Consider the following 19,238-nt stretch of genomic DNA (forward strand, 5'->3'; position numbering starts at 1 on the left):
TCCCCCTGCCTGACAAGCCGCTCCTATGAAACTCCAAAGTCTGAGACAAAAAAAACCGCCTGTGCATGAACAGGCGGTTTGAGGACAATTATTGCAAATTGTGTTTTTTACACGCCCAGATAGCGTGTCCACAACGTGCGGTCCGCTCCCAGTGCCTCAGAATTTCCCTGCCAGACCAATTTGCCCCGTTCCAGAATAATGTGGTGATCCGACAAGGCCATCAGGCGCTCGACATATTTGTCGATCAGCAAGATGGTCTGCCCTTCTTCACGCAACACGGCCAGACAGTTCCAGATTTCCTCACGTACCTTGGGCGCCAGACCTTCGGATGCTTCATCCAGAATCAGCAGCTTGGGGTTGGTGACCAAGGCACGGCCAATGGCCAGCATTTGTTGCTCACCACCCGAGAGCTGATTGCCCATATTGGACGCACGCTCCCGCAGACGCGGGAAAAAATCATAGACACGTTCAGGCGTCCAGGTTTTGTGCGCCTTGGGGTTGCGATTGCAGGCAAAGGCCGTCAGGTGCTCGGCCACCGTCAGATTGGGAAAGCATTGACGCCCTTCAGGCACAATGGCGATACCGGCCCGGGCGATACGGTCCGGATTCCAGCCTGCAATGGACTGGCCGTCGAACTTCACATCGCCGCCGCGCACGGGCAACTGGCCCAGAATGGTTTTCAGCAAGGTGGTCTTGCCCATGCCATTGCGACCCAGCACTGTCACTACCTGACCGCTGCGAATGAACAGATCTACCCCAAACAGCACCTGACTGGCGCCATAGCCACTTTGTAATTGAGTCGTTTCAAGCATGGCTTTCCACCTTGGTTGGAGCTGGCGTGTCATCGTCGCCCAGATAAGCTTGGCGCACCGCCTCGTTGTCGCGGATCTCGGCCGCAGTACCAGTCGCAATAATGTGGCCAGCCACCAGCACGGAGATCCGGTCAGCCAGGCGGAACACCGCCTCCATATCGTGCTCGACCAGCAACATGGTGGCCTTGCCGCGCATGGTCTCGATCAGCTCGGTCAAACGCAGCGTTTCGTCCGGCCCCATGCCTGCCATAGGCTCATCGAGCAACAGGACTTGCGGCCGACTGGCCAAGGCCAGGGCGAACTCCACCTTGCGCTGCTCGCCATGCGGCAAAACACCGGCCTGGGTATGCAGCAGCGAGGCATCAATGGCGCATTCGGCAGCCAGGGCACGGGCTTGTTCATACAGCTCGGTTTCCGTCTGCCGCGCACGCCAGAAGCGGAAACTGCTGCCACTACAGGCCTGCAGGGCCAGTACCAAGTTATCCAGTACCGTGTAGTTCTTGAAGATATTCGTGATCTGGAAGGACCGTGCCAGCCCAGCGGCAACGCGCTGGTGACCGGACAGGGCCGTCACATCGCGCCCTCCCAGCAAGAGTTGCCCCGAGTCCGGGCTCAGGGTACCCGACAACAAGTGAATCAGGGTCGATTTACCGGCCCCATTCGGGCCGATCAGACCATGGATTTCACCGGGAACCAGATCCAGGGAAACATCATTGGTAGCCTGCAAAGCACCAAAGCGCTTCATCAGACCACGGGCTTGCAAAGCGGCTGTGCCGCTGCCCGCCTTGGCGGCGGCTATCGTGTTCGTCATGCTTGCTCCTTGGCGGCCGTTGCCGGATCAGCAGCCGAACGGACACGTACCAGTCCGGCCAGTCCTTTGGGTGCGAAAAACACCACCAGCAGCAACAAAATACCCAGCGGCATATGCCAGTACTCCGTCCAGTTGCGCAGGATTTCTTCCAGCACCAACATCACGAATGCCCCCAGCGCACCGCCATACAACAGTCCAATCCCTCCGACCAGCACCATGATGATCAGGTCGGCCGACTGGGTCCAGTTCATCAGGCTGGGCGAGACAAACAGGTTGTGGTTCGCCAGCAAGGCACCGGCCAGGCCCATGATGGCGCCACTCAGGGTATACGCCGTCAAACGGATGCGATAGACCGGGTAACCCAGGGTCGTCATGCGACTTTCGTTTTCACGGGTGCCCATCAAGGCCTGTCCGAAACGGGCATTGACCAGACGGTTGAACAGGAACAGAACCACAAGCAGGATAGCCAGAACCAGGTAGTAAAAGCTCAGGTCATTGCTCAGATCGATTCCGGGCAGCGACGAGGGGCTATACATATTCAGGCCGTCCTCACCCCCGTACTGGCGCAAGGAGATGAACATATAAAAGATCATCTGGGCAAAGGCCAGGGTAATCATGATGAAGTACACACCACGGGTACGCAGCGACACCGCCCCCGTCAGGAACGCAAGCAGACCGGAGATCAGCATGGCAGCAGGCCAGGCGACCAGACCGCTTTGCACACCTTCTGTGGCCAGAATACCGACGGTGTAGGCCCCTGCCCCAAAAAAGGCGGCATGACCCAGCGCCACCATCCCGCCATAGCCCAGCACCAAATTCAAGGCACTGGCCGCCAGGGCATAGATAAAAATGCGGCGAACAAACGAAATGTAGAACTCAAGCCCATACATCGGTGCAATCAAGGGAAAGGCCAGCAAAGCCAGCAGCACCAGGGCCGACAAAATACGCGAAGTAGACATACATTAACCTCGCGCCGGGAACAGGCCCGAAGGACGGAAAACAAGAACCACCGCCATCAGAACGTAAATCGAAATGGCAGCAATCGTAGGCCCGACGCTGGAAGCGACGTCAGCCGGGAAGATATTACGCAGCAACATGGGCAGGAACGCACGGCCAGCAGTATCGACCATCCCCACCAGCAGAGCGCCCACAAAAGCGCCGCGAATCGAGCCGATCCCACCGATCACGATACAGACCAGAACCAGGATCAGAATATCCTCGCCCATACCGATCTGAACCGCGGTAATCGGGCCGAGCAGCGCACCGGCCAGCGCAGCCAAGGCGGCGCCCAGCGTGAACACGCCCAGGAACAAAATAGGCACCCGCACACCCATCAGGGTGGCCATCTGCCGGTTGGAGGCGCCTGCCCGCACCAGCACACCGGCTCGTGTTTTGGTCACGAAGGCATACAAGGCCAGCGCCATCACCAGACCAACCGCAATAATCATCAGACGGAAGGCGGGATAGAGGAAATCAGGCAAGAGTTCTACCGGCCCGGACAACAAGGCGGGCATATTCAACATTACGGGGGTTGGCCCCCAAATCATTTTGACCACATCGTTGGCGATCAAAATAACGGCGTAGGTTCCCAGTACCTGAGCTAAGTGGTCACGAGTGACCAGCTTGCGCAGAATGAGAATTTCCAGGGCAATACCGACCAGGGCTGTCACTGCCACCGCCACCACAATGGCGGCGGTAAAAGACCCTGTACGCTGCATGGTTTCCGCGGCCACATAGGCTCCCGCCATATAGAGGGAGCCGTGGGCCAGGTTCATGATATCCATAATGCCAAAGACCAATGTCAGGCCCGCGGCAATCAGAAACAACATCAAACCAAACTGCAAACCATTCAGCAATTGCTCGCTAATCAGAATGAGCGACATGCTTTTACCACCTGTGAATCTTAATTAAGTTTGCAATCTTTGGCGTAGACGTCCTGGTAGGAGTCAAACACCTTGCTGACCATACGGTTGACCAGACGTCCATCCTGGTCCTTGACCACTTCACGCAGGTAATAAGCCTGGATAGGGAAGTTGTTGTTGCCGTAGGTAAAGGGGCCACGCACCGAGTTGTAGTCGGCCGCTTTCAATGCCTTGAGCACCGCCTCACGGTCCGAGACTTTGCCGTCCACTTGCTTGACTGCGGCATCGATCGCCAGAATCACGTCATAGGCCTGCGCGGCATACACCGAGGGGTAACGGCCGTCGTAGGCTTTGCGAAACTCCTCAACAAAGGTCTTGTTGGCCGGAACGTCCAGATCAGGCGACCACTGCGCGGTATTGAGCATGCCCAAAATCGGCTCGCCCACGGCGGGGATGATGTCCTCGTCACCCGAGAAAGCCGGGCCCAGCAAGACCACATCTTTGTTCAGGCCAGCCGCCACAAACTGTTTGATGAAGTTGATGCCCATGGCGCCGGGCAGAAAGAAAAACACAGCCTGAGGCTTGGCGGCACGAATCTGGGCCAGCTCTGCCGAGTAGTCGATTTGACCGAGCTTGGTGTAGAGCTCATCGCTGACCGGTTTGCCATACCCACGTTTGAAACCGTTCAGATGATCCTTGCCGGCTGGATAGTCAGGAGCAATGATGAACATCTTCTCGTAGTTGCGGTCTGCCGCCACTTTGCCGGCCGCCTCGTCAAACGCATCGTTCTGATAGGACACCCCAAAGAAATAAGGATTGCAGCCTGCGCCGGCCAGTTGGCTGGGGCCTGGATTGCTGGTCAGGTAAGGCACCTTGGCCGAGAACAGAGCAGGAGCGACAGCCAGCGCCACGTTGGAGCCGACAGGCCCGGTAAAGAAGTCGATCTTGTCACGCTGCACGAAACGATTGACCAACTGGCGGGCCTGGTCGGGATTACCGGCCATATCCTGCTGGATGAACTCGGCCGGAAAGCCGCCCAGCTTGCCGTCCAGTTGCTTGATGGCCAGATTAAAACCGTCACGAACCTCGCCCCCCACGGCAGCAAACGGACCCGAGGTGTCCATTGCCATCCCCACCTTGATGGTTTCGGCCTGAGCCAAAGAACCGCCAAAAGCCGCAGCCAAGGCCACGGTCAATGCAATACCTTTCATGTTATCTCCTTGCGCCACCGCGCTTATAGGCTGTCTTTATCTAAGATGCACAGCAGATCGAACCACAAATGCAACCAGGCCAACCGTTCATTTATAAATAGTTTAGTTATGAAACAATTTTGCTGGCAAGCTGTGGTTTTTACCTACACCTCCTCGAAATCCTGCTCATGCGACAGGAAACACGAACCTGTGCCAATCGCAGGGACGGATAAGCACTATAACGACTGCGGACACCGTCGTTTATGCACGTTTTCCTTGATTTTGTTAACAGTATCGCCGCTGGTCGGCTGCTAAACTGGGCGCTCGCCTCATTCTTGGAGATCCCATGCGTATTTCCCATTCCCTGTGCCGCCTGGTCCTGGGCAGCGCCCTGCTCCTTCCCTTTCTGAGCCATGCACAGTCCCCGGAATCCGTTTATCTGGCAGATCTGGCCAAGTCCAATCCGCACGTAGCCCAGCAATACCAAAAGCTGATGCAGGACGTGGCCAACAATGCCAGTTGGGTCAAGGACTTCGGCACCGCCTCACCAGGCCAAACCGTTTCTCTGGATGGACGCGACTATCAAGTCTTTTCCGGCTGCAAACCACATGACTGCCCCCGTGCCAGCTATGTCGTTCTGATGGATACGGAAAAGCAGACCCTGACCCAGGGTGCGTTCGTGGAGAACAAGGAAGCAGGCTTAGGTTTGGACAGCAGCCAAATTCAATGGCTGGGCAATCCGGAACTTGACCAGATCCGTCTGATGGCACCGGCCCTGTTTTAGGAAACAGGGCTTGACCTTGCCCCTGTGGCAAGCCTTAAGCTCGCTTCATTGTTTTTATCCAAGGAGTCAGCCATGTCCACCTTTTCTGTTCCCGACATGACCTGCGGCCACTGTGTACGCAGCATCACTGAGGCCATTCAGGCCGTTGCGCCTCAAGCCACGGTCAGCACGGACCTGGAAAAACATCAGGTCACCGTGCAGGGTCTGGATAGCGCACAAGCCCTGAAAGTGATTGAAGAAGCGGGTTACACGCCCAGCCCGGTGTAAACACACAGCGCCGGGTGCACAGCCCACGCATTCACACCACAAAGGCCGGTATCAACCGGCCTTTGTGCTCTGCCTGGGGCAAGAACACCTGTTGGCAAGGTTGGCATCACAACAGCCACCTTGGCCGAGGTACCCGCCGTTGACCGCAAGAATCGGAGTGCTGGCGATGAAAGACCCGCGTATTCTGGCGTCGTCATCAACATTGACAGGGCTTTTGCCATGAAGACGGACCTTGCTTACGAAACCGACGAGCAGCGCTGGGCGGCCGTACAAGCGCGGGATGCCGCCGCCGACGGCCATTTTGTCTATGCCGTGCGCACAACGGGCGTGTACTGTCCCCCAAGTGCCGGCAGTCGGCTGCCCAAACGTGAAAACGTTGAATTCTTCGATTCTGCCCAAGCGGCTGAGGCGGCCGGCTACCGTTGCAGCCGTCATCCCAGTAAAGACCAGAGCAGCGCTGCCGCCGAGCGGGCGGCCCTTGTCGCACGCGCCTGCCGTCTTATCGAGGCCTCGGACACCCCGCCGTCACTGGAAGAGCTGGCCGCGCAAGTTGGCAAAAGCCCCTTTCACTTTCATCGACTCTTCAAGGCAGAAACCGGTCTGACGCCCAAAGCCTACAGCTCGGCCGCCCGGGCACGCCGACTGCGCGAAGAACTGAGCAGCCCAAACACCTCCATTACCGATGCGATCTACGACAGTGGATTCAATTCCAACAGCCGGTTTTACGAGGCCTCCGGTCAATTGCTGGGCATGCGCGCGCGCGACTACCGGGCCGGTGGCGCCGGGGCCGTCATCCGCTTTGCTGTGGGCCAATGCTCGCTGGGTGCCATCCTGGTCGCTCAGAGCCAGCGCGGCATCTGCGCTATCTTGCTGGGTGAGGACCCCGAGCAATTGCTGCGCGACCTGCAAGACCAGTTTCCCAAAGCCGAACTGATTGGCTGCGACGCTAAGTTCGAGCAATTGATCGCCCGAGTGGTGGGTTTTGTCGAGAACCCATCGATCGGTTTGCACTTGCCCCTGGATGTGCAAGGCACCGCCTTTCAGCAACGTGTCTGGCGTGCGCTGTGCGAGATCCCATCCGGCGCTACGGCCAGTTATACCGAGATTGCTGATCGCATCGGCTCACCCAAGGCAGTACGCGCGGTGGCCCAGGCCTGCGCCTCCAACCACCTTGCGGTCGCGATTCCCTGCCACCGCGTCGTACGACGCGACGGCGATCTGGCAGGCTATCGCTGGGGCGTGGAACGCAAACGCGAGCTGCTGCGCCGCGAGGCACAAGACTGAGGACGGGCCAACTGCCCGGCAACTGCGGCTCCCTCGGTCAGGACAGATACCCGCGCTTGCAATACCTGCCAAACAACACGACGCCACGGCCACCAGGCCTGTCATGCGAACCGTCTCCTTCACGCCTTGAGCCTGCCGAATTCGAGAACAAGAAACGGAGTTCCGCGCGAGCTCAGGATCATTACGATGTGAGCTCTCAATGAACCCAGTGGGAGGTTTCACAAATGGCTTTACTGGATGGCAAAGTGGCAATTGTCACGGGGGCATCGTCGGGTATCGGACGCGCCACGGCACTGATGTTTGCGGCCCACGGGGCGGCACTGGTTCTGACGGCAAGACGTGGTGCCTTGCTTGAGGAACTTGCCAGCACCATCCGGCACGATGGCGGAGAGGTCGAGCTGGTGGTCGGCGACATTACTCAGGCCCAAACCCATGAGCGGCTGGTTGCAGTCGCCCTGAACCGATTCGGCGGTTTGGACATCGCCGTCAATAACGCCGGCATCATCGGCCCCCTCAAACCTCTGGTGGCGATAAGCCCTGAGGAATGGCAACACACACTCCAGACCAATCTGACCGCAGCCTTTCTAGGGGCCCGCAGCCAGATTCCGGCCATGCTCATGCGTGGCAGCGGTTCACTGATTTTCACCTCCAGCTTTGTCGGCACCAGCGCGGGCCTTCCTGGCATGGCGGCCTACGGGGCTTCAAAAGCCGCACTCATGGGATTGGTAAAAGGCATTACGGCTGACTATGCGGCTCAAGGCATACGGGCGAATGCCCTCTTGCCTGGCGGCACCGATACAGACATAGCCGGAGACCCCAGCACCAAGGAATGGGCAGCGGGGCTGCATGCCCTGAAGCGCATCGCCCAAGCAGACGAAATTGCGTCCGCTGCGCTCTTTCTGGCCAGCCCCTTGTCCAGTTTTGTTGCCGGATCAGCCCTGTTCGCGGATGGCGGCAATGCCGCCGTAAAGTGACGCCGCACTGCGTCCTGAGCACAGAGGAGTCCCTGCACGGACTCCCGGCGGACAAAGGCTTAGCCCAGTTGTCCTAACACCGGGAATGTTTTGAGCACCCAGATCGCAAAACGGGCCAGTTCACCGCTTGCCATGGCCCAGCCCATCACAATCAACACCAGACCCGCACCCCAACGCACATAGCGTCCAATCGTGCGAATTTGCGTCATGCGCTGCAAAAAGGGCGTCAAAAAGCACGCGGCCAGAATGAAGGGAACACCCAGGCCCAACGCATATACAGACAGCAGGATACTGGCTTTGCCTGCGCTGGCGGTACTGGCCCCCATCATCAGAATGCCAGCCAGAATCGGGCCGATGCAGGGAGTCCAGCCAAATCCAAATGCCAGCCCCATCAGCGTTGCGCCACCGGGGCCCGCCGCTTTACCGGACTCAAAACGGTAGTACCGTTGCAGACTCATGGGCATGCGCAGCACACCCATCACACTCAAACCGGCTAAGGCCACCATCACGCCTGCCGCCACATTCAACTCATAACGGTAGGCCATCAAGATCTGACCCAGGTAAGACAGGCTGGCCCCCAAGGCAATGAACACCAGCGAAAAGCCGGCAACAAAGCACACGCTGCGGCCAAGTAACTGGCTGCGCTTGACCTGGGTATACACCTGGCCGTCCCCGGCCAGATAGGACAGGTAGCCGGGAACCAAAGGCAAGACACAGGGGGACAAAAACGAAGCCATGCCCGCCAGAAACGCCGTTATCAGGGCAATCAGGCCCAAATCCAGAGACGCTATTTCCATATCAGGGAGCCGCGGCAGGTTCCGGTTCCGAGTTCGCTGGCATACGCATACGCTCACGCGCCAGTTGCAAGCCCTGATTCACGACCTTGGCGGTTTCCGAATCGGGCGGGAACTGCGCCAGCAAACGCTGCCAGTAATCGATGGCGGCCGGATACTGCTCCTTGTGCAAAGCCGCAGCCCCCGCCAGCATCAGGCCCAAGGGCTCTTCCGGATACAGATCCAGGGAACGTTTGACCAAACGGCCGGGCAACCCATCCAGGGTGTCGATTCCAGCCAGCAACATGGACTCGGCATATTCAGCCAGTGCCGTCGGGTCTCCGTCCACCACCGGCATGGCTTTGGCATAGGCCTCTGCCGCTTGCTGATGACGACCGTAGTAACGGTGCGAGCGGGCCATCATCAACCAAGCCCCCGGGTCATCCGGGTTTTCTTTCAGACGCTGTTCCAGACGGGCCACCATGGCCTCAATATCCACGGGCTGTGCGTTAGCCTGTTGCTGCACGGCGGCAGGGTCCAGCATCACCGGGTTACCCAGATAAAAGTACAGGGCGATGGCAGCAATCGGGATGCTGATCATCAGGGTCCAGGCCAGCCTGGGGGCGCCAGTGTGCTGAACAGTCTCCGTTTTAAGCCCTTCGCTCTCTTCCAGTACGCGCTGACGCAAATCCATCTGCGCCTGCTCGAAATCTTGAGCGGACAAGACACCGGCCTGCTTGTCCCGCTCAATTTCTTTCAACTGCTCGCGCAAAATCGCCAGGTTCGCCTGCTTGTGTTCAACCACACGCTGCAAGGCTGGCTTGCGTTTGACGCTCAGCATCAGATAGGCCGCACACAGCAGTACCAGCAGCGCGGCTACGCTATAAAAAACAATAGTCACGATTGTTCATCCCGAGAAGAACCCTGCAAAAGGGCATCGGCTTGACGGCGTTGCTCATCCGTCAGGGCCGTTTCATCACCCGCACGGCGTCGACGGCGCAGGGTAAAGGCATAAACCAGAAAGCCAGTCAGTAACAACAGGGCTGGTCCCAGCCAGAGCAGTGCCGTGGTGGACTTGAAGGGCGGGCGATACAAGATGAAGTCGCCGTAGCGGTCCACCATATACGAGCGGATTTGATCCGGGCTGCGGCCCTGCCCCAACTGCTCCATGATCTGATGGCGCAAGTCCACAGCCAGCTCGGCACGCGAAGCCGCAATAGACTCGTTCTGGCACACCAGACAACGCAGCTCGGCGGCAATTTCCAACATCACTGACTCCTGAGCTCCCTGCGCGTCAGACTGCGCCTGAGCGGTCGGTACCAGCAGCCACATACTGGCAAGGAAAGCGGCCATCCATACACGCATCATCATGGCTCTTGCTCCAAACGACGGATTAAGGGCAACAAGGTCTCCTCCATGGATTCACGCGAGACAGGGCCGATATGCTTGAAGCGCACAATGCCCTGCTTGTCGATGACAAAGGTCTCCGGTACGCCATACACGCCAAAATCAATGCCTACGCGGCCATCCCTGTCCATAACGGACACTTCGTAAGAATTGCCGTTGCGCAGCAGCCACTCGCGGCTTTCCTCAGGCACGTCCTTGTAGTTCAACCCCACCACCGGCACCTTGTGCTCAGTGGACAGCTCTTTGATAAAGGGGTGTTCGGTCAGACAGGGATAGCACCAGGACGCCCACACATTCAGCAGCCAGACACGCCCCTTCATCTGCTCGCCCGAAAAGCTGACTTCGGGATTGTGCAACTGAGGCAAACTGAAAGAGGGTGCAGGTTTGTCCAGTAACGGTGAAGGCACTTCGCTCGGCTTTAACGTCAGACCGATGCCCAGAAAAACCAGCAACAGGACAAAGCCAATCAGAGGAACAGTAAAACGATTCATGCCTGTACCTGCGTATTCATGGCTTTGCTCTGCACAGCGGCACGGGTTTGCCTGGCGCGATAGCGTCGATCACTTATTGCCAGTCCACCGCCCAGGGCCATCAGCAAACAGCCTAGCCAGATAAAGTCCACCAGGGGCTTGTAGTACAGACGCACACTCCAGCCACCCTGCTCAAAGTTATCGCCCAGCGCCACGTAAATATGGCGCAAGCCATTGGCGTTGATCGCCGATTCCGTCATGGGCAAAGCCGAGGACAGATAGGTACGCTTTTCCGGGTACAAGGTCGACACTACTTTGCCGTCCTGCAGCAGCTCCACCGTGCCACGCTCGGCCGAGTAGTTCGGGCCGGGCACAATACGCACGCCCTGAAAGCGCGCGTCATACGCGCCCACCTGCGCCGTCTGGCCAGGCTGCAACAAGACATCGGTTTCTGTCTCGTAGTGGCTGACCATGGTCACTCCCAGCACAAAGACGGCCACGCCGATATGAGCCAGATGCTGGCCCAGCCAGCTGCGCGGCTGAGAGAACACGCCTGAACGCGTGGCGCGCACACGCTTGACCACATCAAACAAGCTGCCCAGCACAATCCACATGGCCAGGCCGGCGCCCAAAGCGGCGGTACCCTGCCACTGGCCGTACAGCAAAGGAATGGCTGCGCCCAGCACCACGCTGAACACAATCACCAAGGCCAACTGGCGCACGATGTCCATCAAGTTGGCCCGCTTCCAGTTAGCCAGCACACCAAACACAATCAGGACCAGCGCCGGGATCATCAAAGGCACAAACACCTTGTTGAAATAAGGTGGCCCCACGGAAATTTTGCCCAGACCCAGCGTATCCATAATCAGGGGGTACAAAGTCCCCAATAGAACCGTGCCCGTCACGACGACCAGCAGGACGTTGTTGACCAGCAGCAAGGATTCACGCGATACCACGGCAAACTGCCCACCTGCGCCAACACGCGGCGCCCGCCAGGCAAACAGGATCAGGGAGCTGCCAACGATGACGGCGAACAGGCTCAAAATGAACACACCGCGAGCCGGGTCAGTTGCAAACGCATGTACGGATGTCAACACACCGGAGCGCACCAGAAAGGCGCCCAGAATCGACAGCGAGAAGGTGCTGATTGCCAGCAGAACCGTCCAGTTCTTGAAGCTGCCGCGTTTTTCCGTGACCGCCAAAGAGTGAATCAAGGCGGTACCCGCCAACCACGGCACAAAGGAGGAGTTCTCCACCGGGTCCCAGAACCACCAGCCGCCCCAACCCAGCTCGTAATAGGCCCACCAGCTGCCTACAGCGATACCCAGGGTCAGAAACAGCCAGGCAGCTGTCGTCCAGGGACGCGACCAGCGCGCCCAGCTGGCATCCAGACGCCCGGCCAACAAAGCGGCAATTGCAAAGGCAAAGGCCACCGAAAAACCCACATACCCCATGTACAGCAAGGGCGGGTGAACAATCAGGCCAATATCCTGCAAGAGCGTGTTCAGATCCAGACCTTCTGCCGGAACCGGGAACATGCGCTCGAAGGGGTTGGAGCTGATCAGCACAAACAGCAAGAAACCGGCCGTGATCAGACCCAGCACACCCAGTACACGAGCCAGCATGGCCTCAGGCAAGGAGCGCGAATAAATGCTGACGGCAAAGGCCCAGCCCGTTTGCATGAACATCCACAGCAGCAGCGAGCCTTCATGCCCGCCCCACACCGCAGCAATGCGATAGAACAAAGGCAGCTTGGTGCTGGAATTCTGCGCCACATAAGCCACGGAGAAATCAAAACTGGCAAAGGACCAGGCCAGACACAGCAAGCTGAAGGCCACCAGACCAAACTGCCAGCGGGCCGCTGGACGGGCAAAGGCCATCCAGGCCAGATTGCCGCGCCAGGCCCCATACAAGGACACAATGCCTTGGGCCAGTGCCAGCACAAACGCAAGAATCAGGGCAAAGTGCCCAAGTTCCGGGATCATGGCTGAGCTCCTTGTTTCGCACGCTCGGCCTGCTCCATGGCGTGCATGGCCTCCGGCGGCATGTAGTTCTCATCGTGCTTGGCCAGCACTTCTTCCGCCACAAAATGTCCCTGTTCGTTCAAGCGACCTTGGGCCACGACGCCTTTCCCTTCTTGAAACAGGTCGGGCAAAATCCCGGTGTAGCTGACGGGCACCTGGGCCGCACCATCGGTGACCACAAAGTTCACGGCCATGCCTTGATCTCCACCGCGACGGATACTGTCCATCTGCACAATGCCACCGACTCGGAAGGTGCGGTTCTCGGGGCTTTGTCCCTGGCTGACTTCGGTAGGGGTAAAGAAGAACACCAGACTACTTTGAAAGGCATTCAGGATCAGGGCCGTCGCAGCGCCCAGTACCACCAGAGCCCCCAAAATCAGTACCAGACGATTCTGTCGCTTAGTCATGACCTTGCTCTCCCAGAGCACGCTCGTCACGCACGCGCTGCCAGGCGCGTGCCCGCCCTGCCCGTGCAACCAGCACCTCGCCCAGGATCAGCACGGCACAGGCCAGCACCGAACCCCAGACATACACGGCATAGCCGCCCATAGCGAAAAAATCGCTCACATTCGACCAATGCATCCTCAGCCCTCCGGCAAGTTGCGAACCCAGGCGGTATGCGCCTCACGTTCAAGAATCAAGTTGCGCACCCGGTACAGTGCAATGGCAATGCAGTAACACCACATGGCCAGACTCATCAGCAGCATGCCCGTCAACATGACGGTCGCCATGGACGGCGAACTGGTCAGCGATACCGATGCTCCCTGGTGCAAGGTGTTCCACCACTGCACCGAGAAATAGATAACGGGCACATTCACCACCCCGACCAAGGCCAGGATGGAGGCGGCCTTGTCCGCGCGGCGCGGATCGTCAATCGCTCCGCGCAAGCCCATAAACCCCATGTACAGAAACAGCAGCAACAATTCGGACGTCAGACGGGCATCCCAGACCCACCAGGCGCCCCACATGGGCTTGCCCCACAAGGCGCCCGTAACCAGCGACAGCACCGTACAGATCGCACCGGTCGGAGCCAGCGCGGCAGCCATCATGGCGGCCGTACGACTATTGAAAACCAGGCAGATCAGGGACCAGAAGCCCATGGCCAGATAAATCAGCATGGACATCCATGACACGGGCACATGCAGAAAAATAATGCGATAGCCCTCGCCTTGCTGAAAATCGGTGGGAGCCAGGAAAAAGCCCACATACGCCCCCGCCACAAACAGCAGCAGCGCCAGAAACGCAGCCCAAGGCACCATGCGTCCGGCCAGGGCATAAAAGTTTTGAGGGGCGGCGTAGCGATACAAAAAATTCATGACATTTACTCAAGAGCAAGGCGCAACGCCGCTGCCGTAGCAAGGGGCGCAAAGAACAAAGCCAACAGTAAAAAAGCGACCAGAACGGACAGGTGCGCTTGCGCTCCCAACCCGGCCTGAACCGCTTGCACGGCCCCCGCGCCAAAGACCAGCACGGGAACATAAAAAGGCAAAATCAACAAAGCCAACAACACCCCTGCTGAACGCAGGCCCAGCACCAAGGCCGCGCCAATCGCTCCCAGCAAAGTCAGGACAGGCAGGCCCAGCGCCAGCGACAGCATCAACACCCCCAGACTGGCTGGGGGCAAGCTAAATTGCAGGCCTAAAATGGGGGCCAGCAGCAGCAAGGGCACGCCCGTCAGCAAGGTATGCGCCAGAACCTTGCCCAACACCCACCAGCCCAGAGGCAAATGAGAAAACAGAACCTGCTCCAGGGCGCCATCCTGCTCGTCCTGCTCAAACAGCCGACTGAGCGACAACAAGGTAGCCAGCAAGGCTGAAACCCACAGCACGCCCGGAGCCATCTTGGAGAGCAAGGCGGCGTCGGCACCGACTCCCAATGGAAAAAGGCTGCACACCACCAGAAAGAACACCAGGGGGATCAGGACGTCACCGGGGCGACGCACCGCCAGACGCCATTCACGTTTCAGAAGGGCCAGGAAAAGACTCAACATGCCGACCCCAGATCCAGGTGCTGCACGTCCAGCTTCCAGGGCAAGGCCTGATGACTGGTCAGAATGACGGCCCCCTGCCTTTGCAGATGCTGCGCAATCAGCTCGCCCAGGAAATGCTGGCCGGCGCTATCCAGTGCGGTGAGCTGTTCATCCAGAATCCACAAAGGGCGATTGCTCAGGGACAAACGCACCAGAAATACGCGCCGCCGCTGCCCGGCAGACAACTGCCGCAGCGGCACGCGGCGGTACGCCAGCAAACCGCCTGCCCGCAAAGCCTGATCGTAGTCCTGGCGCTCCCATGCAACCCGATCCTGCAGCAAGAGGCTGTCCAGGTTTTCCTGCACGGACAAATTGGCATTCAGCCCGGGGGCATGCCCGCCATACATCAAGTTGCGGCGATAATCACTGTCATTACGCTGTACAGGGCGCTCATGCCAAAGCAGTTGCCCCGCATCAGCCTGGGCGATGTTGGCCAGAATACGCAGCAAGCTGGTTTTGCCGCTGCCATTGGGGCCACTGACCAGACAACATTGGCCGGCTTCAAGCTTGACACTCAGGTCAGAGAACACACGACGCTGCCCTCGTCGGCAGGACAGCGAAACCGCTTCAAGCACAGCACCCCCTTATCATGAAAGCCAACAGCGCGAAGCCGCCCGAGCAAAAAGGCGGCTTTACTGGCCCGCCAAGTCATCGCGAGCCTCCTTCAAGACAGGGGATGCCAGACTTAGTTCCGCAATAACCCCTCGAAATGCAGGCTTTTTGATCTAGGCCAAATCCGACACTAGGCCTCGGTCTTGTTACTATGGTGCCTTAGCACTTCTTTGAGTGATGCCCATGACAAGCCCTATCACCCTCACCCCTCAGTCTCTCAGCCCAGAGGTTTTCGCCCCCTACGGCTGGATGTTAGGTAAAGGTTTGACCACTGCCCCAGCCACAGCCGCATTTAGCAATGCCGCCACTGACTTCTGGCACGAACACGCCTTTGACACAGGTCCAAGTGGTCAGACCGAAGTGCTGTGGGTGAATTACCGCATTCAGGACCCCTCGATTACGACACTGGAAAATCACCTGCTGACCCAGCAGGCTCTGATTCCGCTGACCGGGGAGGTGATTCATATCGTGGCCCAAAGTACACCCGAGGGCGGCCCGGACCTGAAGACCCTCAAAGCGTTCCGGATCATTCCAGGGCAAGGCGTGTGCATGCGGCCCGGCTGCTGGCACAGCAGCCGAGTCGCCGGCAAGGAAGTGACCTGTCTGATGCTGACACGCCTGTCTACCACCGTCGATCTGGTGGCGCATTTAAGCCAGGGTCAACCCGCGCGCGAAAGCGAGCTTCGCCCCTTGGAGCAGAGCGTGCGTGTGATTCTGTAAAGGGTCTGCCTGGTCGCCTGGCGGCCAGCGCACAATGCCCGATCAGAATGTCGAGGCCGCACCGTATTTCAGCGCCAACTCAATAAAGGCACGCATTGCTGCCGACTGATAAGCGCCCTTGCGCTGCATCAGGATCGCGCGTCGTTGCGGCGGTGCCGGGTCCAGGCTGACGGCCACCAGATACTCGCTATTGCCAGCAATGGCAGCCGGCAGCAAGGTCGCCAAACCCGTACGCCTTACTACTTCAATCACCGCATTGAGCGAGTTGGACTCCATTGATACATTCAAGTCCAGATCGTACTCACGGCAATAGCGTTCAATCTGCCCGCGTGTAGCAAACTCAGGAGTCAGTAAAACGAGGGATTCCCGCATCAAGGTTTCTCGATCAATGCTGCGCCGCTCGGCCAGGGGGTGAGTGCGGCTCATCACCAAGGCCAGTGTCTCAATCAGCAGGGCCTGAAACTCAACCGCCGCCGAAGTGGGCTTCTCAAAAGCAATACCGATATCGAGCTCGTCCTCAACCAACTGCGTTTCCACACGCTCCTGCAGCATTTCCTGTACCACCAACCGCACATTAGGATAACGACGGTGAAAGGCCTCTACCAAGGGGCCAATCAGATACGAGGTAAATGTGGGCGCGACCGCCACCCGCAAGGAGCCGCGGCTCAGATCACTGACATCGTGCAAGGCACGACGCCCCTCTTCCAGATCCTGCAAAGCCTGCCGGGCATAACGCAGATAGACTTCGCCAGCATCCGTCAAACGAACCAGACGCCCCGTACGGTCAAAGAGTTGCGCCCCCAGATGCTCTTCAAGCTGACGCACCTGCTGAGACAAAGCCGGTTGCGAGACATGCAGGGCGCGCGCAGCGCGGGTGAAGCTCTGATACTGGGCAACCGCGAGAAAGTAATTAAGATGGCGCAAAAGCATAGGGGGCCTTTCTATAAGTAAACCCAATAAAAAGCATCAGAATTCGGTATTTTACCTTATGACCCGGACGCGTTAACCTTCTATCCACGCCGAACTACAAGGACAAGGATGAAAGACATTATCGACGGTTTCCTGAAATTCCAGCGGGAGGCCTATCCCAAGCGCGCCAAGCTTTTCAAAAATCTGGCTACACAGCAAAACCCCCGCGCCTTGTTTATTTCTTGCTCCGATAGCCGCCTGGTCCCCGAGCTGGTCACACAGCGTGAGCCGGGCGATCTGTTCGTGATTCGCAACGCGGGCAATATCGTTCCCTCTTACGGACCGGAACCGGGAGGGGTCACCGCCTCGGTGGAATACGCGGTATCCGCTCTGCGCGTGTCGGATGTGGTGATCTGCGGACATTCGGACTGCGGCGCCATGACTGCCATCGCGTCCTGCCAGTGTCTGGATCATATGCCTGCCGTCGAGCACTGGTTACGCTACGCAGACTCGGCTCGCCTGGTCAACGAGGCGCGTACTCACGCCAACGAACAAGAGCGCATCGCCTCCATGGTGCGCGAGAATGTGGTGGCTCAATTGGCCAATATCCAGACCCACCCTTCCGTGCGGCTGGCCATGTCAGAAGGTCGCCTGACCCTGCACGGCTGGGTTTACGACATTGAGTCCGGCACGATTGATGCCTATGACGGTGGCAGCATGAAATTCGTGTCGCTGGCAGACAACCCAGACGTTGCTGCCGCCCCGGTAAGACGCGTGTAAACGTATCCGGGACTGATTCACGCCTGGCCGTTGCCAGGCGTTTTTTTTCGTCTTTGAACCTGCTTGTAACGGTCCTTTAGCCCACCAGCACGCGCCGCGCCAGCGTCCCACAGAAATAAACGCTCCCTCGCTAAGATGGACGGTAATCCGATAATGCGTCATCCTTCTGTTCCATCCGAGCTGCCACGGCAGGGTGAACACCGCAACACACACAATTCAAAGCGGTACCGCCCAGGCCGATGAAAGGCTCTTTACAGAATGAGCAGGCCCATGAAGAAAACTTGTCTTGCTCTGGCTCTGATGGCCCTGCACGCCGCCACCCAAGCCCAAGCCGGTTCCGACAAAGAGACCGCCGCTCACGCCCGCGCAACTGCCGCCCTCTTGCCAGGAAACGTCTACAACCACGCGCTGGCTGGGCCAATAAGCGATCCGGCGACCGAGACTATTTCCCTGAATGTGTCAGCACTTTTGCAGGAGATCGCTGCCGACCCGCAGGCTTATGGCGTCACTCCGGTAGCCACAGGCGAAGAGCATCACAAGCTCCTTGCCGAATATGCACAGTCTGTCGTCAGCGCCCCTAGCCAGGTTGCCATGCTGGCCTCCTCGGCCAACACGGCCGGCCAAATGCAAATGCAGCATATTGACCGTCGTCTGCAAACGCTCAGCGCCTCCCAGGATTCAGAGCTGGCCGTCTGGTTTCAGGGAGAAGCCATAACCGGCAGTCGCAACAGCGCGAATGCGCGCCCGGAGGGTATTCAGACCGCCTGGAAACTGGGCGTGGACCAACCGTTGGATGCGTGGACACTGGGCGCCTATCTGTCTTACGAGAACCTGGATGGCGACACGGACGAGGAAGGAACATATAGTCAAAAGCGCCAATCGGCAGGTCTGTACGGACGCTGGCAATCCGAGAAATTTTGGGTGAATGCTCAGTTGTTCTACAGCGATCTGGATAACAAGACCCGCCGCCATCTGTATTTGGGCACGGCGGCGCGAGAGCATCAGGCCAAAGCGGGGGGCGAGCAGTATGGCGGCAAGATCAGCACGGGCTACGACTGGCAGACAGGTAGTGTGACTCACGGGCCGCTCTTGAGCCTGAGCATGCAACAATCCCGGATCAAGCCTTTATCCGAAGATGATCCGAATCTGTCCACCACCATGAGTTTTGATGCACAGTCCCAACGTTCTGTGCAAAGCAGTGTGGGCTACCAAATCAATGTCGCCATCAGCCATCAGTGGTCCTTGTACACTTCCGCAGAGTGGCTGCACGAATTCAGAAAACCGGCGGAACTGCTAGGCGCACGTTTGCAGGACGGCCCCTACAGTAAACGCCACCTTTACCTGCCCACGGATCAGGAAGAGGCGCGTGATGCAGGACTGCTGGAATGGGGGGTAATGGGTCAGCTCAGCCATCACTGGACACTGGGTGCAGGCATCAGCGTGCAGCTGGCTCCAGGCACCCGTCCACAAACAGCCATGTACTTGAATACGGCCTATCTTTTCTAGGCTGGTCTGTCTTGCCGCTCCTTG

General features: G+C 58.5%; 23 protein-coding genes. 7 read left to right on the forward strand and 16 right to left on the reverse strand.

Annotation, left to right across the window (positions count from 1 at the left end; all coding sequences use genetic code 11):
- Positions 1-107: 107 nt before the first annotated feature.
- From V6936_RS10435 to V6936_RS10455, 5 genes are read right to left on the reverse strand one after another with little or no spacing between them, the layout of a single operon-like run.
- Complete coding sequence (locus V6936_RS10435; protein WP_003803774.1) at positions 108-812, reverse strand: ABC transporter ATP-binding protein; 705 nt, start codon at positions 810-812, stop codon at positions 108-110.
- Positions 805-1,623: an ABC transporter ATP-binding protein gene (locus tag V6936_RS10440; RefSeq protein WP_003803775.1), complete on the reverse strand. Its 819-nt coding sequence runs from the start codon at positions 1,621-1,623 to the stop codon at positions 805-807. Before V6936_RS10440 ends, V6936_RS10435 begins: the two co-directional genes overlap by 8 nt.
- Positions 1,620-2,582: a branched-chain amino acid ABC transporter permease gene (locus V6936_RS10445; protein ID WP_003803776.1), complete on the reverse strand. Its 963-nt coding sequence runs from the start codon at positions 2,580-2,582 to the stop codon at positions 1,620-1,622. The genes V6936_RS10440 and V6936_RS10445 overlap by 4 nt, the downstream gene beginning before the upstream one ends.
- Positions 2,583-2,585: 3 nt before the next feature.
- Entirely contained in the window at positions 2,586-3,506 is a 921-nt protein-coding gene (locus V6936_RS10450) for a branched-chain amino acid ABC transporter permease (protein WP_003803777.1), read from the reverse strand.
- Positions 3,507-3,526: 20 nt separating this feature from the next.
- Complete coding sequence (locus V6936_RS10455; protein WP_003803778.1) at positions 3,527-4,696, reverse strand: ABC transporter substrate-binding protein; 1,170 nt, start codon at positions 4,694-4,696, stop codon at positions 3,527-3,529.
- A 325-nt stretch (positions 4,697-5,021) separates the two neighbouring features.
- Between V6936_RS10455 and V6936_RS10460 the strand changes: the two genes are divergently transcribed.
- From V6936_RS10460 to V6936_RS10475, 4 genes are all read left to right on the forward strand, one after another.
- Positions 5,022-5,459 carry an Ivy family c-type lysozyme inhibitor gene (locus V6936_RS10460; protein WP_003803779.1) on the forward strand — a complete coding sequence of 146 codons (438 nt, stop codon included), beginning with the start codon at positions 5,022-5,024 and terminating at the stop codon, positions 5,457-5,459.
- Positions 5,460-5,531: 72 nt separating this feature from the next.
- On the forward strand, positions 5,532-5,726 hold the full coding sequence (locus tag V6936_RS10465) for a heavy-metal-associated domain-containing protein (protein WP_003803780.1): 195 nt from the start codon (positions 5,532-5,534) through the stop codon (positions 5,724-5,726).
- Positions 5,727-5,945: 219 nt separating this feature from the next.
- Entirely contained in the window at positions 5,946-7,010 is a 1,065-nt protein-coding gene (ada, locus tag V6936_RS10470) for a bifunctional DNA-binding transcriptional regulator/O6-methylguanine-DNA methyltransferase Ada (protein ID WP_336579827.1), read from the forward strand.
- A 224-nt stretch (positions 7,011-7,234) separates the two neighbouring features.
- Positions 7,235-7,984 (forward strand): SDR family oxidoreductase, encoded by a 750-nt coding sequence (locus V6936_RS10475; RefSeq protein ID WP_336579828.1) that lies wholly within the window; start codon positions 7,235-7,237, stop codon positions 7,982-7,984.
- Between the two features lie 59 nt (positions 7,985-8,043).
- Here V6936_RS10475 and V6936_RS10480 read toward each other — a convergent pair whose 3' ends face one another.
- The 10 genes from V6936_RS10480 to ccmA are packed head-to-tail and all read right to left on the reverse strand — an operon-like array spanning position 8,044 to position 15,262.
- A complete protein-coding gene (locus V6936_RS10480) occupies positions 8,044-8,781 on the reverse strand; it encodes a cytochrome c biogenesis CcdA family protein (RefSeq protein WP_219235648.1) in 738 nt (245 codons plus the stop codon).
- Position 8,782: 1 nt separating this feature from the next.
- On the reverse strand, positions 8,783-9,658 hold the full coding sequence (ccmI, locus tag V6936_RS10485; RefSeq protein WP_003803784.1) for a c-type cytochrome biogenesis protein CcmI: 876 nt from the start codon (positions 9,656-9,658) through the stop codon (positions 8,783-8,785).
- Positions 9,655-10,128, reverse strand: a complete 474-nt coding sequence (locus V6936_RS10490; protein ID WP_003803785.1) for a cytochrome c-type biogenesis protein — start codon at positions 10,126-10,128, stop codon at positions 9,655-9,657. The genes ccmI and V6936_RS10490 overlap by 4 nt, the downstream gene beginning before the upstream one ends.
- Positions 10,125-10,655 (reverse strand): DsbE family thiol:disulfide interchange protein, encoded by a 531-nt coding sequence (locus V6936_RS10495; protein ID WP_003803786.1) that lies wholly within the window; start codon positions 10,653-10,655, stop codon positions 10,125-10,127. The genes V6936_RS10490 and V6936_RS10495 overlap by 4 nt, the downstream gene beginning before the upstream one ends.
- The gene (locus V6936_RS10500; protein ID WP_003803787.1) at positions 10,652-12,619 is read right to left on the reverse strand and encodes a heme lyase CcmF/NrfE family subunit; all 1,968 of its coding nucleotides are present in this window, start codon (positions 12,617-12,619) and stop codon (positions 10,652-10,654) included. Before V6936_RS10500 ends, V6936_RS10495 begins: the two co-directional genes overlap by 4 nt.
- Complete coding sequence (ccmE, locus tag V6936_RS10505) at positions 12,616-13,065, reverse strand: cytochrome c maturation protein CcmE (protein ID WP_003803788.1); 450 nt, start codon at positions 13,063-13,065, stop codon at positions 12,616-12,618. Before ccmE ends, V6936_RS10500 begins: the two co-directional genes overlap by 4 nt.
- A complete protein-coding gene (gene ccmD, locus V6936_RS10510) occupies positions 13,058-13,240 on the reverse strand; it encodes a heme exporter protein CcmD (RefSeq protein WP_336579831.1) in 183 nt (60 codons plus the stop codon). Before ccmD ends, ccmE begins: the two co-directional genes overlap by 8 nt.
- Before the next feature lie 2 nt (positions 13,241-13,242).
- Positions 13,243-13,974: a heme ABC transporter permease CcmC gene (ccmC, locus tag V6936_RS10515; RefSeq protein WP_003803793.1), complete on the reverse strand. Its 732-nt coding sequence runs from the start codon at positions 13,972-13,974 to the stop codon at positions 13,243-13,245.
- 5 nt (positions 13,975-13,979) lie between these two features.
- A complete protein-coding gene (ccmB, locus tag V6936_RS10520) occupies positions 13,980-14,648 on the reverse strand; it encodes a heme exporter protein CcmB (protein WP_003803794.1) in 669 nt (222 codons plus the stop codon).
- Complete coding sequence (gene ccmA / locus V6936_RS10525) at positions 14,642-15,262, reverse strand: cytochrome c biogenesis heme-transporting ATPase CcmA (RefSeq protein ID WP_039943770.1); 621 nt, start codon at positions 15,260-15,262, stop codon at positions 14,642-14,644. The genes ccmB and ccmA overlap by 7 nt, the downstream gene beginning before the upstream one ends.
- 214 nt (positions 15,263-15,476) lie before the next feature.
- On the opposite strand from ccmA, the gene V6936_RS10530 reads away from it, so the two are divergent.
- Positions 15,477-16,019 carry an ureidoglycolate lyase gene (locus V6936_RS10530; RefSeq protein WP_230406250.1) on the forward strand — a complete coding sequence of 181 codons (543 nt, stop codon included), beginning with the start codon at positions 15,477-15,479 and terminating at the stop codon, positions 16,017-16,019.
- A gap of 42 nt (positions 16,020-16,061) precedes the next feature.
- Here V6936_RS10530 and cynR read toward each other — a convergent pair whose 3' ends face one another.
- Positions 16,062-16,949: a transcriptional regulator CynR gene (gene cynR / locus V6936_RS10535; RefSeq protein WP_336579832.1), complete on the reverse strand. Its 888-nt coding sequence runs from the start codon at positions 16,947-16,949 to the stop codon at positions 16,062-16,064.
- A 108-nt stretch (positions 16,950-17,057) separates the two neighbouring features.
- Here cynR and V6936_RS10540 point away from each other — a divergent pair, with 108 nt between their 5' ends.
- Together V6936_RS10540 and V6936_RS10545 are read left to right on the forward strand one after the other, a co-directional pair.
- A complete protein-coding gene (locus V6936_RS10540) occupies positions 17,058-17,708 on the forward strand; it encodes a carbonic anhydrase (protein ID WP_003803801.1) in 651 nt (216 codons plus the stop codon).
- Between the two features lie 270 nt (positions 17,709-17,978).
- Positions 17,979-19,214, forward strand: coding sequence for an autotransporter outer membrane beta-barrel domain-containing protein (locus tag V6936_RS10545; RefSeq protein WP_336579833.1), 1,236 nt, complete (start codon positions 17,979-17,981; stop codon positions 19,212-19,214).
- The last annotated feature ends 24 nt before the right edge of the window (positions 19,215-19,238 follow it).

The sequence above is a fragment of the Alcaligenes sp. CHO6 genome (assembly GCF_037120595.1).
GTDB classification, from domain to species: Bacteria; Pseudomonadota; Gammaproteobacteria; order Burkholderiales; family Burkholderiaceae_B; genus Alcaligenes; species Alcaligenes ammonioxydans.

Excerpts from the sequence above, each read along its gene's own strand:
- V6936_RS10435 (WP_003803774.1), bottom strand. The coding sequence starts at position 812 with ATGCTTGAAACGACTCAATTACAAAGTGGCTATGGCGCCAGTCAGGTG.
- V6936_RS10440 (WP_003803775.1), bottom strand. The coding sequence starts at position 1,623 with ATGACGAACACGATAGCCGCCGCCAAGGCGGGCAGCGGCACAGCCGCT.
- V6936_RS10445 (WP_003803776.1), bottom strand. The coding sequence starts at position 2,582 with ATGTCTACTTCGCGTATTTTGTCGGCCCTGGTGCTGCTGGCTTTGCTG.
- V6936_RS10450 (WP_003803777.1), bottom strand. The coding sequence starts at position 3,506 with ATGTCGCTCATTCTGATTAGCGAGCAATTGCTGAATGGTTTGCAGTTT.
- V6936_RS10455 (WP_003803778.1), bottom strand. The coding sequence starts at position 4,696 with ATGAAAGGTATTGCATTGACCGTGGCCTTGGCTGCGGCTTTTGGCGGT.
- V6936_RS10460 (WP_003803779.1), top strand. The coding sequence starts at position 5,022 with ATGCGTATTTCCCATTCCCTGTGCCGCCTGGTCCTGGGCAGCGCCCTG.
- V6936_RS10465 (WP_003803780.1), top strand. The coding sequence starts at position 5,532 with ATGTCCACCTTTTCTGTTCCCGACATGACCTGCGGCCACTGTGTACGC.
- ada (WP_336579827.1), top strand. The coding sequence starts at position 5,946 with ATGAAGACGGACCTTGCTTACGAAACCGACGAGCAGCGCTGGGCGGCC.
- V6936_RS10475 (WP_336579828.1), top strand. The coding sequence starts at position 7,235 with ATGGCTTTACTGGATGGCAAAGTGGCAATTGTCACGGGGGCATCGTCG.
- V6936_RS10480 (WP_219235648.1), bottom strand. The coding sequence starts at position 8,781 with ATGGAAATAGCGTCTCTGGATTTGGGCCTGATTGCCCTGATAACGGCG.
- V6936_RS10490 (WP_003803785.1), bottom strand. The coding sequence starts at position 10,128 with ATGATGATGCGTGTATGGATGGCCGCTTTCCTTGCCAGTATGTGGCTG.
- V6936_RS10495 (WP_003803786.1), bottom strand. The coding sequence starts at position 10,655 with ATGAATCGTTTTACTGTTCCTCTGATTGGCTTTGTCCTGTTGCTGGTT.
- V6936_RS10500 (WP_003803787.1), bottom strand. The coding sequence starts at position 12,619 with ATGATCCCGGAACTTGGGCACTTTGCCCTGATTCTTGCGTTTGTGCTG.
- ccmE (WP_003803788.1), bottom strand. The coding sequence starts at position 13,065 with ATGACTAAGCGACAGAATCGTCTGGTACTGATTTTGGGGGCTCTGGTG.
- ccmD (WP_336579831.1), bottom strand. The coding sequence starts at position 13,240 with ATGCATTGGTCGAATGTGAGCGATTTTTTCGCTATGGGCGGCTATGCC.
- ccmC (WP_003803793.1), bottom strand. The coding sequence starts at position 13,974 with ATGAATTTTTTGTATCGCTACGCCGCCCCTCAAAACTTTTATGCCCTG.
- ccmB (WP_003803794.1), bottom strand. The coding sequence starts at position 14,648 with ATGTTGAGTCTTTTCCTGGCCCTTCTGAAACGTGAATGGCGTCTGGCG.
- V6936_RS10530 (WP_230406250.1), top strand. The coding sequence starts at position 15,477 with ATGCCCATGACAAGCCCTATCACCCTCACCCCTCAGTCTCTCAGCCCA.
- cynR (WP_336579832.1), bottom strand. The coding sequence starts at position 16,949 with ATGCTTTTGCGCCATCTTAATTACTTTCTCGCGGTTGCCCAGTATCAG.
- V6936_RS10540 (WP_003803801.1), top strand. The coding sequence starts at position 17,058 with ATGAAAGACATTATCGACGGTTTCCTGAAATTCCAGCGGGAGGCCTAT.
- V6936_RS10545 (WP_336579833.1), top strand. The coding sequence starts at position 17,979 with ATGAAGAAAACTTGTCTTGCTCTGGCTCTGATGGCCCTGCACGCCGCC.